This is a genomic window from Microcoleus sp. B5-D4 (assembly GCF_036705145.1).
Classification (GTDB): domain Bacteria; phylum Cyanobacteriota; class Cyanobacteriia; order Cyanobacteriales; family Microcoleaceae; genus Microcoleus.
Genome location: NZ_JAUBTV010000011.1, coordinates 66,467 through 83,527 on the forward strand (window position 1 = coordinate 66,467; position 17,061 = coordinate 83,527).

Annotated in this window: 12 protein-coding genes; 3 read left to right on the forward strand and 9 right to left on the reverse strand. The window is 45.0% G+C overall.

Annotation, left to right across the window (positions count from 1 at the left end):
• Positions 1–96: 96 nt before the first annotated feature.
• Positions 97–1,341: a glycosyltransferase family 2 protein gene (locus QUB10_RS07815; RefSeq protein WP_333201027.1), complete on the forward strand. Its 1,245-nt coding sequence runs from the start codon at positions 97–99 to the stop codon at positions 1,339–1,341.
• 158 nt (positions 1,342–1,499) lie between these two features.
• Here the strand turns inward: QUB10_RS07815 and QUB10_RS07820 are convergent, their stop codons facing one another.
• On the reverse strand, positions 1,500–3,788 hold the full coding sequence (locus tag QUB10_RS07820; protein WP_333201029.1) for an FdhF/YdeP family oxidoreductase: 2,289 nt from the start codon (positions 3,786–3,788) through the stop codon (positions 1,500–1,502).
• Between the two features lie 227 nt (positions 3,789–4,015).
• Between QUB10_RS07820 and QUB10_RS07825 the strand changes: the two genes are divergently transcribed.
• On the forward strand, positions 4,016–4,228 hold the full coding sequence (locus QUB10_RS07825) for a hypothetical protein (protein ID WP_332980081.1): 213 nt from the start codon (positions 4,016–4,018) through the stop codon (positions 4,226–4,228).
• Positions 4,215–4,487: a type II toxin-antitoxin system RelE family toxin gene (locus QUB10_RS07830; protein ID WP_332980082.1), complete on the forward strand. Its 273-nt coding sequence runs from the start codon at positions 4,215–4,217 to the stop codon at positions 4,485–4,487. The genes QUB10_RS07825 and QUB10_RS07830 overlap by 14 nt, the downstream gene beginning before the upstream one ends.
• 71 nt (positions 4,488–4,558) lie before the next feature.
• Here the strand turns inward: QUB10_RS07830 and QUB10_RS07835 are convergent, their stop codons facing one another.
• The 8 genes from QUB10_RS07835 to QUB10_RS07870 all read right to left on the reverse strand — a co-directional run bounded on the left by QUB10_RS07835 (position 4,559) and on the right by QUB10_RS07870 (position 16,896).
• Entirely contained in the window at positions 4,559–9,745 is a 5,187-nt protein-coding gene (locus QUB10_RS07835) for an nSTAND1 domain-containing NTPase (protein WP_333201032.1), read from the reverse strand.
• A 576-nt stretch (positions 9,746–10,321) separates the two neighbouring features.
• On the reverse strand, positions 10,322–10,681 hold the full coding sequence (locus QUB10_RS07840; RefSeq protein ID WP_333201034.1) for a hypothetical protein: 360 nt from the start codon (positions 10,679–10,681) through the stop codon (positions 10,322–10,324).
• Between the two features lie 373 nt (positions 10,682–11,054).
• Positions 11,055–11,234, reverse strand: a complete 180-nt coding sequence (locus tag QUB10_RS07845) for a hypothetical protein (protein WP_333201036.1) — start codon at positions 11,232–11,234, stop codon at positions 11,055–11,057.
• A gap of 131 nt (positions 11,235–11,365) precedes the next feature.
• On the reverse strand, positions 11,366–12,058 hold the full coding sequence (locus tag QUB10_RS07850) for a response regulator transcription factor (RefSeq protein ID WP_333052586.1): 693 nt from the start codon (positions 12,056–12,058) through the stop codon (positions 11,366–11,368).
• A gap of 205 nt (positions 12,059–12,263) precedes the next feature.
• Positions 12,264–13,091, reverse strand: coding sequence for a type I methionyl aminopeptidase (gene map / locus QUB10_RS07855; RefSeq protein ID WP_333201038.1), 828 nt, complete (start codon positions 13,089–13,091; stop codon positions 12,264–12,266).
• 221 nt (positions 13,092–13,312) lie between these two features.
• Positions 13,313–15,382, reverse strand: coding sequence for a response regulator (locus QUB10_RS07860; protein WP_333201040.1), 2,070 nt, complete (start codon positions 15,380–15,382; stop codon positions 13,313–13,315).
• 7 nt (positions 15,383–15,389) lie between these two features.
• Entirely contained in the window at positions 15,390–16,115 is a 726-nt protein-coding gene (locus QUB10_RS07865; protein ID WP_333201042.1) for a chemotaxis protein CheB, read from the reverse strand.
• The gene (locus QUB10_RS07870) at positions 16,069–16,896 is read right to left on the reverse strand and encodes a protein-glutamate O-methyltransferase CheR (protein WP_333201044.1); all 828 of its coding nucleotides are present in this window, start codon (positions 16,894–16,896) and stop codon (positions 16,069–16,071) included. The genes QUB10_RS07865 and QUB10_RS07870 overlap by 47 nt, the downstream gene beginning before the upstream one ends.
• Between the last annotated feature and the right edge of the window lie 165 nt (positions 16,897–17,061).

The window sequence follows — 17,061 nt, forward strand, 5'->3', positions numbered from 1 at the left end:
AAATAACTTTTCGGGCGATCGACTAGCTTTTTGTTTTAATATTTTTTAATATTTAGGGAGACAAATCCTGTACCGAAATTTTGAGGTCAGTTCGCTTTGATATTGTTAACCCTGCTAATTTTTTCTCTGATTGTAAGTAGAGCTTACACTAAGAATTTGCGCCGATCGGTCAAAAATGCGCCTCGAACCGACAGAAGTTCCGCGAGGCCCTCACCGGAGTCCGCCGCGCAGTTCCCTAAAGTTTCGGTAATCGTACCAGCATACAACGAGGCAGAGAATATTCGGGATTGCGCGATCGCCATTTTGGAGAGTACACCGCTGTCTGTGGACAACTTAGAGGTTTTGATTGTAGACGATCGCTCGACAGACGACACCAAGGCGATCGGGCAAACCCTGCAACAGCAGCTCAACGACCCCCGGCTTAAAATATTAGCAGGTGAGCCGCGACCAACCAACCAATATTGGGCGGGCAAAAACTGGGCCTGCGCCCAAGCTGTTCAAATAGCAACCGGAGACTTCTTATTATTTATCGATGCCGACGTGCGACTCAAACCAGGGGCGATCGAAACCGCTATCGCCACAGCCGAAACCGAGAAAATAGACTTGTTCACCTGTATGCCAGCACTGGTTTGTGAGTGTTTTGCCGAGTGGTTAGTACAGCCGATAATGTTCAATCACCTAGCAGTTTGCTACGACTTTACCGCCGTCAACGATCCCTCGCAAACAGACAGTGCTTTTGCCGGCGGGCCATTCATGTTATTTAGGCGATCGGGCTACGAAAAAATCGGCGGTCACGAAGCCGTTGCAAGCGTTATTGTGGAAGATGTGGAATTAGCTAGACGCATCAAACGTGCGGGTTTAAAGCTCGGACTTTATTCCGGGTCAAATTTGGCATCCGTGCGGATGTATCGGTCTTGGAACGCATTGTGGGAAGGCTGGACAAAGAATTTGTATCTCGGCGCTAACCGCAGTTGGGGGCTGATGGTTTACATGGCTGCAATTATGTTTTTTCTTTATCCGATGCCGTGGTTGGCATTAGCTATCTTGCTGGCAAACGGGGACTTCGCAGAAATTCTGACAATCACCAATTACCAATTACCAATTACCAATTACCAATTGCCAATTACCTGGTTAACTATCTGTTTATCCGTAATCGTAATTTGGCAGCATTACACTTTGCGCCGCTTGGGTGCCGAGATTTCTGACTGTCCGACGAAATACTGGTGGTTGGGAGGTTTCGGAGGTGCGTTAGTGGCGGCGATGGCGATCGGTTCTGCAATTAAAACTGAAACTGGTTGGGGATGGACTTGGCGCGGTAGAACTTTGCAAATTAAGAGTTAATTAAGACTTGCATATGGGCAGGCAAGATGCCCAACCCCTACTCCCCACAAAAAATTAACTCCTTGTGGAACAGGCATCTTGCCTGTTCTTAAAAATCATCTAAAATGTGAGTTATAGAAGACAGAAGGCAGAGCTAATCATAACATCCGTTACATCCGTTACAGAATCCGTTGCCGAACTTCCGCGTATACAAAAGCAGGTACGCGCTTGTAAGCCGGCGTGCCCGATCGCCTTTCAATCTCCGGGTGAAAAATCACATTAACTTCAGGATAAAACATCAAAGCAGCACCCTCACGAACCGCCCCGTAAATCACCTCCACATTTTCCATTTTCCCCACATTTCCCTGCACTGTAACCCGCTGATGTTCTTGAAAACCCGTGCTTTCTGCATCCGCACGATTCATCAAAATGCAGTTGCGGTGCGGCATTCCCCGGTATTTGTCATCAATTTTGTAGACGACAGTATTGTGCTGAGAATAGCTGCGTCCCGTCATCAATGCCACAACAATACCCTGTGTTGACTCCGATACTCCAAACTCTTTCGCTTCCGGTAATCTCAGCTTAGGTAAAGGCGTGACAAACATCTTCGCTTTCCCAGACTCTGTAGGGAATTTAGGTTCTGTAAAAATGCGACCGCTGATGGTAAATTCCTCTTGTGTTTCATCAATTGTCGCTATTTTTTCATAGCCAGGAATAGTTTTAGCAATCAATTGCCGAACGTATTTTGTGTCTTGAAGTTGGCGCCAATCAACGGGAAAATTACCGTGAATTCGGCTGGCTAATTCTGTTAAAAAATGCACTTCAGGAATCAAATCAGAATTCTGGAGATGAGTTTCGCCCTCATCATTTAAACGCACAAAGTTATTCCCAGATTCCACCGTTGTTTTGTGGGGGTTTTCAAAGCGATTCAGTACCGGAATCACAATTGTATTGTGCTTTGCCAATCCGTGAAAATGCCCTAAATTCGGTTTGGTTGCGAGGTAGATAACTGTTTCAACATTGCTTAAAGCGCGTTTTGCCTGATTTGAATCTGGATTCGCCCCGTACAAATTACCGCCCAGACAGATTAGCGTATCGACTTTGCCTGCTTCTGCTGCTTCAATGAGCGATCGAGTGTCGTAGCCCTTCACAGGACTCAGGGGACGATTCAATAACTTTTCTAAAGCTTGTTGAATTTCTTTTTTCAGCTTCACAGTGACGCCCATAGAGCCGAATCCTTGGACGTTTGAGTGTCCTCTGACGGGCATTAATCCCGCCCCTTCTTTGCCGACATTTCCTGTCATTAAGGCAGTATTGGCAATGCTGAAAACGTTATCTACACCGTTATCCTGTTGGGTAATTCCCATCGCCCAACCAAAGACTACTCGCTGGGACGTGCCAATAATTCGGGCTGCAGCCTCAATTTCTGCTTGGGAAACTCCGCAGGTTTTAGTAATAGTTTCCCAATCGGTTTCGCGGGCGTGCTGTACTACTGATTCCCAACCTTCTGTATGAGCTCGCAAATAGCTTTCGTCCAGCAAACCTTGTTCGATTAAAGACTTTTGAATCCCGACAAATAGGGCTGTATCGCTACCGGGAATTGGTTGCAAGTATAAGGACGAAATATCGGAACCGGGGATGAGCGACTTGACGGGAAATGCGGGAGAACCAAACTTGACTAACCCGATTTCCATCACCGGATTGATTACAATTATTTTACCGCCTTTGTCGCGAATTTTAATCAATTCGTTCATCAAGCGGGGATGGTTGTAGGAAGAATTGCTGCCCGCGAGTACGACGCAATCTGCTTCCTTCAAGTTTTCTAGACTCACTACCGAGGTGCGGGTGGCAAACATTTCGCTTAACCCGATTGTCGAGGGAGCGTGGCACAGATCGGAACAATCTGCTAAGTTATTAGAACCCATCGCCCGCATCATCAATTGCAGCAGAAAAGCGGCTTCGTTGGAAGAGCGACCGGAACTGTAAGATGCCACTCGTTCGGGGGTTTTGCGAAAAGCAGCTTCGGCAATTTGATAAACTTCTTCCCAAGAAATGCGATCGTAATGAGATGAACCAGCCCGCAAAATCATCGGAAAACTCAGCCTTCCCAACCTATCGGCTTCCATTGAAGTTAATTGCTGAAGTTCTGCAATACTCTTCTTTTCAAAAAATTGAGTTGAGATAGCCGGCTTGATTTCAGCGGAGATTGCTTCGACGCTTTTCATGCACCGCTGAAGTTTTTCGCCCTCTTCATTTGTAAAACCTCCTTTCTGCCCGCCCGTGCCCCAAGAACAGGACAAACAAGCACTTTTGTGGAGCAAAGTTTTCCAAAGCTTCGGCCCTTCCGGGGACAATGTATGTTCGGCCCAATATTCAATTACGGGTAAACCGCCACCTATCTCTGGTGTTTCCTCGTTTGTCTCGTTGAATGGCGGGATTGGTTGGACATTTTGGGAGTTGACATCCATCTGGTTTACCTCGGGTTTTGATTGCTGGTTAATTCGGTGGGGAATTGCCAAAAAGGTTAAGCTTGTCAGTGGAATTTTAGCGCAATTTTACTGCCAACACAATTAGCCAGTAGATAGATTTGTTTAAGCGATCGGTTGAGCAACTCGACAGGCAGACGCGATCGCCTCTTGACAAAAAAAATGTATCTATTATAATAATTCATATACTCAGATATAAACACTACAAAATGCTAGAACTACATAAAAGTTATGTAATCGACGAAAATCAGCAGCCGATTGCTGTTCAAATCCCCCTTGAACAATTTGAGAAAATCGAGGAAATTTTGGAAAACTATGGTCTGGCTAAACTTATAGAAGAAACTGAAGGTGATGATAGATTATCAAAAGAACAAGCACTAAAGTATTATAACTCAATCAAACAAAATAATGTGGCAAGTTGAATATACAAATCGGTTCCTCAAAGAACTAGCTGCTTTACCTGCTGAAATTAGAAGTAGGATAGAACCTATAGTTTTTCAATTCTTAGAATCAGACAATCCCTTTGCATTAGGATATCTGGAAAAAATGAAAGGTTATCCAGATAAATATAAAATTCGTGTTGGTGACTACCGTATTGGACTCACAGTTGATGCACCGACAAAAACTTTAATTTGTCAGCGAGTAGCGCACCGCCGAGACATATACAGAATTTTTCCATAAAATTATGTTGATGAGAATTAGCAACATATAATTATGTAGGGTGCGCCGCCCGCAACTTACCGCTATCAATTTTATCGCTTCCTCTTATTTAACGCCTGTTTCCCAAACCCAAGACACAGCAGTCGATCGCCCTCAGCAACATTCGGGTCATTCTGCAAATAATCTCCCAACCACTCGCAACTCCGAGCAATGATATTATTCAGTTGCAAATTCTCCACAGGCAACAGAATTACAGTCCTATCCCTACTAGCAAAAGCCAGAGTTTTGCTGTCAGAACTAAAAGTAACGCTCAACACGCGATCGCTCGATTCCAAAGTCTTCGATAGCAGCGCCTTCTTGCCGTCAAAATCCCACAGCTTAACAGTATTTCCCCCACTCGCCGCCGCAATCAACTTGCCGTCGGGACTAAAACTCACGCTTTCTACAGTATCGCTGTGGTCGAGTTTTTCAGTTAAATTGGCAACCTTTCCATCAAACTCCCACAAGTAAACTTTTTTGTCAGCGCAAGCAGCAGCAATAGTCTTGCCGTCGGGACTAAAACTCACATTTTTAACGCTGTCCTCGTGGTCGAGAGTTTTCATAATTTTTGCCGACGAACCGTTAAATTGCCACAGGTAAACTCTTTTTTCTCCCGTAATTTCAAAAGCCTTTTTCTTCCCGCTTGCCTTGTCCTCAGCAGCGGTAGCAGTAGCAATAGTTTTGCCGTCGGGACTGAAGCTAACACTAATTACTGGATTGCTATGATCGAGTTTGGCCAACAAAGTTGCTTTAGAACCGTTCCAGCGCCAGAGGTACAATTTGCGATCGGCACTTGCGGCGGCAATTATCTTTCCGTCTGGACTAAAACTCACGCTTCTAACAATGCCGCTGTGGCTGAGGGTATTTAACAGTTTGCCGTTTAAACTCCAGACTTTCACTGTTTTGTCATCGCTGGCAGAAGCAACAGTTTTATCATCAGGCGAAATGCTCACCCAGGTAACAGAATCTTTGTGACCTTCTAAGGTTTTGAATAAACTGCCGTCAGCACGCCAAAGTCTCACTGTTTTGTCACCGCTAGCAGAGGCAATTGTTTTACTGTCAGCACTAAAACTGACTTTGTAAACCCAGTCTCCGTGTCCCGATAAAATCTTATTCAGCGGAGTGCTGTCCGGTTTCCAAATTTTCACTATTTTGTCCTTACTTGCGGAAGCAATAGTGCCGTCGCCACTGAAACTTACGGCTCTTACGTCGTCTTGATGTCCTCGAAAAGTGTTGAGCAAAGTGCCGCTGCGACTCCAAACTTTCACCGTATCGTCTGCACTGCCGGTGACAATTTTTTTGCCGTCGCGACTGAAACTCGCGCTGACAACTTCATCGTTGTGTCCTTTGAGAGTTCTGATTTCCTCACCGTTTCGGTTCCAAACTTTTGCTGTGGTGTCGGCACTTGCCGAGACGAGTTCTCGACTGTTTGGACTGAACTTAATGCTGTAAACAATGTCCGAATGTTTGGTTAATGTTTTGGGATTAATTCTAAATTTCTGCGTTTTACTTTCTCGGTTCCAAAGTTTGACAGTTTTGTCAACACTTGCTGAGGCTATTGTTTGGCCGTCGGGACTGAAAGTGACGCCCAGCACCCAGTCTTTGTGTCCGGTTAAGGTTTGCAGCAATTTTTTGTTCGCAAGGTTCCAGATTTTGACGGTGTTGTCGTGACTCGCGGAAGCTAGGGTTTTGCCGTCGGGACTGAAACTGACGCTGGTGACGATATCGCGGTGGCCGGATAAAATACCACTAGCACTTTTGTCGTTATCTACTTGCCAAATTCTAATTATGCGATCGGCACAACCAGTAGCGATCGTTTTCCCATCAGGACTAAAACTAACACTCGTCACGCTATCTGGGTGATTGAAAGTTTTTAATAACTTACCTTCTTTGCTCCACAATTTAACAGTTTTGTCAGCACTTGCCGAAGCAACTGAATTGCCATCGGGACTGACACTCACATCCAAAACAAACTTGCTGTGCTGCTCGAAACGGTTGCGTTCTTGCACCCCGGAAACGGCTTGTCTGAGTCTTTCAGCAATTTGATTTTTAGTTTCCACAGGCAGCGCTGTACTTTTCAGAGAATCACGACCAATTTTGATACTATTTCCCAACACTCCTAATTGATTTTTTTCATTAGAAAGCACCAAAGCTTCCGACGCCGAATTTAGGGCATCAGTCCGACTGGTTTCTGCTTCCTGCCGTGCGCTTTCTGCTAATTTTGCTTGCTCGAAAGCCATCCCCGAAACACCTGCGAGTACAAGCACTCCTAGAACTGCCGCCCGCAATTGCCATCTCCGAGTTTGGTAAAGTTGAGCTTCCGCTTGGTACTGTTTGTCTCTAGCTTCCGACAGCAAAGCATCTTGCTCTCTGTCTTTGCGAATTTGTTCAATTTCATCTCGGTTAATTTGATTTTGCTTTCGCAGTTCCTCAAATTCTGCTTTTTTATCTAATTCTTGCTGCTGGCGAATGAAGCTAACTAAATAATCGTGAACGAGCTGATAAAGCTCTGCAGGCAGTTCCGTCCAGCGAAAAACTAAACCAGAGTTTACTAACAGTTCTAAGACTAAATCTAATTTGTCAGCTTCGGCAAATGTCGCTAAATTAGAGGCTAATTCGGCGCGGGTTTTTAGGGGACGGATCTCATCTTCATCTGTCAGCAAATACAAAACTCGGCGCGCCGCTACTTCATTTTCCGGGCCGCAATCTTTGATGACTTCTTCGAGAAATCTTTCGACTAATTTTTGTTGCGGATTGTTGCCAAGTTCCTGATATTGAGTTAAAGTTCTAATGTTCTCTTGTTGCAGTTGAGCGCCGACAAGTTGTAGTTCTATCGGGCGGACTTCTCCCAATTCTCCAGCTAAATCTTGGACTAATTCTTCGATCAGCTCCGGTTCTAAGTAAAACTGCGCTCGCTCAGTTAAAGTGCGAATTACCGATCGCGCATCGACCAGCGAAAAATTTCCCAAATAAAACAGAATGTTTTTGCTGAGAATGTCCTCTAAAATATCATTGTTAACGAATCCTGTCTGGTTTTTGGGTCGGGAAAATTCCAGCAAATAGTGTAAGTAATCTTCCCGCAAACACAGGACGACTTTTAAATATTTGATTTTCAAGCATTCCCGCAAAAAATCAAAAAATACTTGTCGTTCCGCTGGCTCTTTCCACACGAAAAAAAATTCTTCAAATTGGTCAAATATCAGAACAGTCACTAGATGTTCTGAATTTATTTGCAGCTCCTTGATAATGTTTTCGTATTCGATCGCCTGTTGTTGTATGATTAATTCTACTGGCTGTGACTGCTCCCTTCTCTCCTCATTATTCCCAGTCGAGTCACCGTGAAATCCCGAAATATGATTTCCCTTGACTGCACCTGCTTCTACAGGAAAATCTACCGGATCATTTTCTGGTAAGGCTTCGGAAATTTCCGGATCGAATATTTCAGCTTTCCCAGCAGATAACTGTCTGGTCAATTCCCGCGGCCAGTTGTTGTAAACTTGCAGCACTACGGGCAAAACAGTCCGCATTTCTATTTTTTTTTGTTTGAGAGCTGGTACTAATCCTCCCGTGACTATTGAACTTTTGCCAACTCCAGACTGACCGTAAATTACTGTCAGTTTGTCGGGGGTATTGTTCATCCTATATATCAAGCGGTTGAGGTCTTGCTCTCTGCCGGAAGCTGTAATTTCGTCAGCAATAGTAGCAGCGCCGGCAATAGTTTCGGCGACGGAATTAACCGCTTCTCTGTGCGGCTGCAATTTTCCGGCTCCAATAAAAGCTCGGAACCGATACGTGTGTTCCACTGCTCGATAATCTTGCTTAATTTGAAATGCTTCGAGATATTCTCCCCGCTGAAAATAGAGCGATCGCAGCATTTCTAAAACCCGCAAATACAGTTGCGGGTTGTAGCAAGGTTCGGTTTCCAAGCGAGCAAGCTCTAAATTTGCGATCGCCTCCTGCACCTCACCCAACTGACTCTGGGCCTCTGCTAAAATTAACAGATACAAGCCTAGATGCTGCGACTTTACAGGCGTTCCCTGTCCCGTCGCTTCTAAATTTGAGTTGAGAACGTCTAGAGCGATTAAAGCCCATTCTTTCGCCCCTGGCCAGTTCTTTTGCTCTAAGGCTACTCTAGCCAAAAAGCCGTAATCTTGAGCCAAATTAACTGCTGAATTTTCCATATTTTCATGTAACCTCCGAGCTTTGATAGCTAAATTCCAGAGTGCATCCCAATCTTCTAAATGCTGCAATACTTCGCCAAGTTGATTGATGAATATACCAACGGCATCCGGCCGTCCCGCCCGTTCTAAAACATCAATACATTCCTGAAAATAATTCTTAGCTTCCGTCCAGTAAGGACGGTTGCCGCTGCGGTGTTTTTCGGCTTGGAAGCGGTAGCAAAGACCGATGTGGAATAGCAGCATTCCCTCTAACACCGGTGCAGGGTGAACGGTAAATAACAAATCGCTAAATTCTGTTTTTGGCCCAATAAATGCTACTTGATACTTCCAAAAACTGAGACTTTTTTGATACAATTCAATAGCCGTAGGGATGCGGTGACAAGCATATTCGTGCCTACCGCGAATAAATTGCAAACTCGCTTCAATAGCTGGTTCTAACCTGATGTTGCAAGTTTGCAAGTCTTGGCTAGCCGACTCTAGTTCACTCAAAGAATTGGCTCCGAGAATGGCAGAATTAGTTAAACGCCAATTGCCACTTTCTAAAATGTTGGAAAAAATGCGATCGGCACTTTTGCCCAGGAAATCAACCAAGTCGTCGGGGCCAATCACAAATTCCACACTTGTCGTCCAAGTTTCGATATCTGTTACTAACCGAATCAGTTTTTTTAAGATTTTGTCTGTCACCCACAGCACCACCGGGAAGGGAAAATTATTCCGAAATTCTTCCCTCACGTAGTTGGTAGATGTCAGCAGTCGATCGATCGCACTTACCGATTCTAATCCAAACACCATTAAAGCTGGCGGATGGCTGCAGGAAATTTTGGTTTCTATCGTCGTGTAAAGAGTTTTAACAGATGGCGGGAGGACAATTTCTCGAATCTCGATATCAGACTCCTCCCGCAATTGCCTTACAATTTCCTCTCTCATCGCACTGTAATTGCACCGCACCAAAATCAGGGAAAATTGCCCCTGAGACATCGAGAGAGTCCGGGTGAGAGTTTGCAGCGAACTTTTGTTTTGCTGTGCTGCGGTGTCTTGCTGGCAGTGGGAATTAATCATAATTAATATTTGAAAAAGTTTCTGAGGATAGGTGCTGTCAACTGCCGAAAAAAGGAAGTTCGGCAACGGATTTTTTAACGGATGTAACGGATGTAACGGATGGCAGTTCGGCAACGGATTTTTTAACGGATGTAACGGATGTAACGGATGGAAGTTCGGCAACGGATTTTTTAATGGATGTAACGGATGGAAGGACTCGACGGCAGGGGGAAAGTGCAATTAAGAACTTCCTAACCGTTGTGGCGGTTGCTCTAACTAAGTTTACTTTTACCCGTTGTTACGTTTGCCAATCACAGCGAAGAATCACATGATTAATTTTATTTTTGCCCTTTTTGGCGATTTCCCATCACTGGGAACTATCAATTAATTAAGTTTATTTCAGCCTGCATACTTATTATTTTAGCCGATCGCAATTAAAGCATACCCAAAAAAATACATACTCTGTTATTCGCATATTCCCAGCAAAATCAACCGGAGTTTACTGAAATCTTGATAATTGCTCCAATTCTACCCAGCAAATGAGTCTTTGTTTGCGGGAGTCCCAGCCATCGCCAAAATCGCACAAATCCGATTCAGTTATTCGCAGATCCCAGAAATCCGGCATTCTCGGGTTGACTGGCCCCTGGCCGCACTGAGATAAACTACCGGGGGCGGCTCATCAATTACAGCTTGAAGATTTTTTGTCATAAATTTACTAATCTCCATATCTAAAGTAGCTGCGAAATCAGGTTCATCCCAATCCTCGCTTTCTTCAATGCTAATTGTTGTTGGTGGCCCAATATCAAAATCTAGCTCATCGCCAAAATCCGAAACTTTCTTAATTGGATCTATTTTCTGACTGGTATCAGTGGCAAAAGCTTGATTTGTATTGGCTATTAGTACGATCGGCAGTGCTACTATAACACTTATCGTTTGTCGCGCCGTGATTTTCCTCATGGTATCCTCCTGATATAAACTAAACTTTGGTACTGCTATACATTCAACATCTGCGGCTACTTTAGAGCGCTGTGAGTCGATTTTAGATTTGAGATTTTAGATTGACTCCACAGATGAATCTGAGAGCATTAACTAGGGTCTAAAATTTTATGCCTGGGGGCCGAGAAACCGCGTTTTTTTGCCTAAAGATGCGTTACACACCGTAAATTCGGTAAAAAACCCGGTTTCTTTGTCGGAGTGCGTCCAGGACTGTAATTAATAGTGGCTTGTTTTTCCACAGGAGATAACCTTATCTGTGACTGTTTGTGGCAAGTTTGCTTAACGGAGCATATCCGGTCAACTGTTTGCCTTTGTATTTACTACGTGAAAACTCTTAAACAGTCAGGTTTTCCCGGTAAGTAATTCCCCGGTGTTTGCGAGTGTTCATCTCAGACTCGAAGCAAAGTGGGTGAGAAGTCCGCGCGTGCGTAGCTATCCCGTAGGGAATCGCACACCCGTTTTCGCACACCAGTTTTGGCACACCCGCGCTGCCACCAGCAAGCTGATGTGACATACCACAGCCACGGAATATCTGTCAATACTTATATCTTAACATTTCTAATTTTTTGCATAATTCTCGTTACCAGGAAGAGCCTGGTAACGCAGCTCGGCGAGGCAGAGCCTCCAGCCAAGTCGAGAGGACTCCTATTTCGTCAAGCCGTGTTCGAGAGCGAAGCGAACCAACTCAGTACGGCTGTTAGTACCCGTCTTGCTAAACAAACGGCTGACGTACTTTTCCACATTACGCACGCTAGTTTCTAAGCGGCGGGCAATTTCCTTATTCATCAAACCTTGAGCAACCAAATCCAAAACACTTTGTTCTCGCGGAGTCAAATCAATTTTAATCGGCGAAGGACTTTGGGCGATCGAACTCCGCCCGCTCAGCAAAGACTCAATTCTCGCCATTTGGCTTGTCAAAGCAGCAATATCTGGACTTTCAGGATTTTCGCTCGTCTCCTTAGCAGCCGCGCGGCGGGCCAGCAAATTGGTTACTATTGCTACTAATTCGTCGGGATCGAAGGGTTTAGAAAGATAAGCATCGCAGCCTGCTTGATAGCCTTGAATGCGATCGCTCGTCATCCCCTTAGCAGTCAAAAACACCACCGGCAAAGCCTTATAGCGAGGATCTTCCCGCACTTGCTTGAGAAATTGATAACCGTCCACCTGGGGCATCATAATGTCTGAAATCACCAAATCTGGATTAGTCTGCTGCAAGAGTTCCCACCCATCGCGAGCATTACTGGCCACCTCAACCGCAAAATCGCTATCTTCCAAATAAGCTTGTACTGCTTCCCGCAAGCCCGGTTCATCATCTACCAATAATAATCGTGCTGACATAGTTGTTACCTTTACGCTTTACCACTATTTTTTAATTTAGCCGCATTTAAGTCTTATTGTCACTCCATCCCTCGAAGGAAGTTAAAAACTTGTTGTCCAACTCAAGAGCTTTGAGTTAGGTTTTGATCTAACGATTAAAAAGTGTTTAAATCTTTAATTCAAAACTCGAAACTCAAAACTCAAAATTATTGTTGAACCCTTCCACTTAAACTTTTGAACGATCTGTCAAAATTTCATAGCCAGTTTCTGTCACCAACACAGTATGCTCAAACTGAGCCGACATAGCATTGTCAACGGTTACAGCAGTCCACTTGTCAGAAAGCGTCCGAGTGTATTTAGAACCGGCATTCAGAATTGGTTCGATCGCCAATGTCATGCCCGCTCGCAATTTCACGTTCGGCATTTCCCGCGTGCGGAAATTGAAAACCGACGGTTCCTCGTGCAAATTTCGCCCGACACCGTGGCCGGTAAACTCCTCAACGACGCTAAAACCGTTGCTTTTGACATGATCTTCGATCGCACCAGCCAGATCGAGCAAATAGGCTCCAGCCTTCACTTGTTCGATGCCTTTGTAGAGAGCTTCTTCTGCAACTCGGATTAATTTTGCCGATTCGGGAGTCACTTCCACAACTGCGATCGTGATGCAAGAATCGCCGTGAAAACCTTGGTAATATGCCCCCGTATCTACCTTGAGAACATCTCCTGCCCGAATTACCTTTTTGGCGCTGGGGATGCCGTGAACAACTTCGTTATTAATGCTAGAGCAAATCGAACCGGTGAAACCGTGATAGCCTTTAAAACTGGGAGTTGCACCCATTTCGCGGATGCGTTTTTCGGCATAAGCATCCAAATCAGCAGTAGTCATTCCCGGTTTCACCATTAGGGAAATTTCTTTGAGTACCGTTGCAACGATTTTCGCTGCCTGCCGCATAATTTCGATTTCGCGTTCCGACTTAATTTCAATGCCTCGACGCTGTTTTTTGACTTGGGGTGCTTGAGTTGGGCTAGAAAGCAGACTGCTAAAAATATTCATGAATTGATTGGCGAGTAATTTTGTACTTGGACGGCAGGTTGAAGCAAAAAACGGCAAATATCCAGTTTTTTGTGGAAAAACGAGTGTCTTGTTCCGAACTGTCGATCGCGTATCCTTTTAGCTAGCTTAATATTTTTCTCAGTAATCGGCACGAAATTGGGGGGTCAATCAGCCTTCACGCACGGGCTCTCCTGCCCAACCCCTACTCCCCACCAGAAAATTTACTCTTTGTGGAACAGGCATCTTGCCTGTTCTTGAGCATGGTGCAAGATATCAGTTGGAGCGGGATTTCCGAGTCTTCCTGTGAGGTTAGCAATTGCGGCAATTAACTTATTTATGTCAACTGGTTTAGATAAGTGCATCTGGAAACCCGCTTCCAGCGCTTGCTTGCGCTCGGACTCTCTGGCGTAGGCCGTCAGAGCGATCGCAGGCATCTTTCCACCCCTAAGCACTTCCATTTCTCTCACCCGCGCGATCAACTCGTAGCCGTCTGCTTCGGGCATTCCAATGTCGCTCAGCAGCACATCCGGCCAATAACTCTCCAGTGCATCTAGAGCCCCGGCCACCGATGCCGCCGATCGCACCATAGCTCCTTCGTCTTCGAGTAAAGCAATCAAAAACTCCCGCGTGTCATCGTCATCATCCACCACCAGCAATTGCAAATTAGCCAGACTGGGCAGAGCCTCTGTCCCGTCATTGAGTTCCGACCAAGCATCCCCTGCACCTCCGGTCTTCCTCTGAGCAATAGGTAAAGCCACCGTAAATTTCGCACCCTCGCCCGGATTATTCTCTGCATACACCTTACCGCCGTGCTGTTCAACCAAGTGACGGACGATCGCCAATCCCAGTCCCAAACCCCCGTAAGACCTAGTTGTGCTGCTATCAGCTTGGCGGAAGCGATCGAAAACATAAGGCAAAAAATCAGGAGCGATACCAATGCCGCTATCAATTATCTGAATGTGAGCCTCATCTCCAACTGACTCTAACCGCACCTCTACTTTACCCTCTTGCGGACTAAACTTAATCGCATTTGACAGCAAATTCCACACAATTTGCTGCAACCGATCGGGATCGCCGATAACTTCACCTACATTGGGACTGCACGTTAATTCTATGACTATTGATTTTTCCTCAGTCAGCGGCTGCAAAGAATCTATTGCCAGCTTAATCGCAGATTCCAACCGAATCGGATGCTTATTTAAATTTAGTTTCCCCCGCAGAATCCGCGAAACATCTAAAATATCTTCGATGAGTTGAGCTTGAGATTTAGCATTGCGCTCAATTGTTTCTAGGGCTTTCTCAATAGTGTCTTGGTCAAATGTTTTGGTACGAAGCAGCCTAGACCAGCCGAGAATTGCATTTAAAGGAGTGCGGAGTTCGTGAGAGAGAATAGCTAGAAATTCATCCTTCATCTGGTTAGCTCTCTCCGCTTCTTGCCGCGCCACTTGTTCGCGGATTAGTCTCCCGCGTTCTTCCTCTGCTTGCTTGCGGTCTGTGACATCTCTAACCGTGCCCACATGACCGATAAGTTTTCCCAAATCCGAAAACATTGGTGACGACTGCACGTGAACCCAACGCACACTTTCGCTACCAGCTAATCGAAACTCGTTAGAATATTCCTGACTTTCTTTAATCCAAGCTAACCAATCTGTGACTACGCGATCGCGATCTTCTGGATGAACTTCCCGCTGCCAAACCTCTACCAAGCTTTCGTCCAAAGCTAACCCGCAAATCGCTTGACAACGGGGATTAATGTAAGTACAGCGGCCTTCAACGTCAGCTAAGTAAATTCCCAGTGGCGAACAAGCACACAAAGTGCGAAACCGCTCTTCACTTTTACTTAGTTCACTATTAACAGCAGCTAACTGTGTTGCTTGCTGCTTCACCTCGACGGTTTTTTGGAACAATTCCACAAAAACCCCCACCTTCGATGTCAATATTTCGGGTTCCAAGGGTTTGAACAGGTAATCCACCGCACCCAGAGAATAACCTTTAAACACGTGGGTGTCATTACTGCTGAATGCTGTGATAAAAATAATCGGAGTCGCTCGCGATCGATCTCTAGAGCGAATCAATGTTGCTGTCTCAAATCCATCCATTCCCGGCATCTGCACATCAAGCAAAATTACCGCAAAATCTTCATTAAGCAGACATCTCAGAGCCTCCGCGCCCGAATTAGCTTGTACTAGATGATAAGAGGGGCTGTTGAGGATAGCTTCTAGAGCTACCAAATTTTCTGGGCGATCGTCAACTAAAAGGACATTTACTCGATGGGGGGACTGCAGATTCATAAATTTTTTAATCTTTAATTCTTAGCAAATTGACTAAACAGGGAGCGATTTTAGAGAGGGGTAAAATCCAGTCTACTTCAACATTTGCGATCGCCGACGCTGGCATGGTCGGGCATAGAGCTGAAGCCGGTTCCTCCACAAATGTCAATCCTCCCTCAGCTTTAATTTTTGCCAGCCCTTTACTACCATCCGAATTAGCTCCCGTTAAAATTATCCCGATCACTTTCTCCCCAAAGGCATCCGCAGCAGACTCAAACAGCACATCGATTGAGGGCCGCGCGTAGGAGACAGGAGCCTCAGTTGATAGTGCAAATTTAGGAGTTCCGCGATTGGGGATTGGGGATTTTGAATTATGGATTGACTCCACTGCCACGCTCCCCCATTCTGTAAAGTTGTTTTCATACAGGCTAAACTCCTCGTCAGAGGGCGATTCTATTAGCAAGTGATAGTCAGCAGGAGCCAAGTAAACCCGTCCAGGTACGATCTCCTCTTTGTCTTCGGCCTCTGTGATTTGGAGAGAGCTTTGCTGTTGTAAAACATCCGTGAGCCTATTCTGAGAACTCTTATGGCGGTGTTGGACAATAACTACAGGCAAAGGAAAGCTTTGTGGCAAATCTGCCAGCAGCACAGTCAGAGCCTGTAGCCCTCCCAAAGACGTGCCCACAACCACTATTTCAAAATTTTTTTTATTTAACTCTTCGGTAGAGTTTATCACTACTTTCAATTGGTTCATAGTATTTTTCATAAGGTGTAAAAGTCATAGACTCCTGATGTCCTAGTCCTAAAACTCCAAACATTCCCAGGCTCTCATAAAAAAGCTTGTGTACCCGCTCTTGGAGGTTTGAATTGAAATAAATCAGCACATTACGGCACAAGATAACATTAAATTCATTAAAAGAATTATCCGTTGCTAGGTTGTGGTGAGCAAAGACAATATTATCTTTAAGTGAAGAGCGAAAAATCGCATTTTCATAGGCAGCAGTGTAATACTCAGAAAACGCTTTCTTGCCCCCCGCTTGGTGGTATAGTTGCGTATATTCTTGCATTTGTTTCAGCGGGAATATCCCTGTTTTGGCGGTTTTCAAAACTAATTCATTCATGTCCGTAGCGTAAATCCGACAACGGTCGTACAGTCCTTCTTCTTGCAGCAAGATTGCCATAGAATAGACTTCTTCGCCCGTTGAACATCCAGCGTGCCAAATCCGAATAAAAGGATAAGTACGCAGTAGCGGCACCACTTTATTTCTGAAACTAATGTAAAAGCTGGGATCGCGAAACATCGCCGTTACATTGACAGAAATATCCAGCAGTAAACGATCTAGGTAAGCAGGATTGTGAAGTACCTTTTCCTGAAGGGCAGAGACAGTGGTGAGCCGTTCCGAGCGAATAGTGTTCCAAATACGGCGCTTGAGAGAGGCAAGAGCATAATTGCGAAAATCAAATCCGTAATAGCGAAACATTCCCTCTAGTAGGAGTTGAATTTCGATTGTTTCAAGTTCATGGCTTTGGGGCATTTTTAATTACTAATTGGTTATTGGGCATAGTTGACTGTTGACTGTTGACTGTTGACTGTTGACTGTTGACTGCTGACTAATGACTAATGACTGTTGACTGTTGACTGTTGACTGTTGACTGTTGACTGTTGACTGTTGACTGCTGACTGTTGACTGCTGACTAAT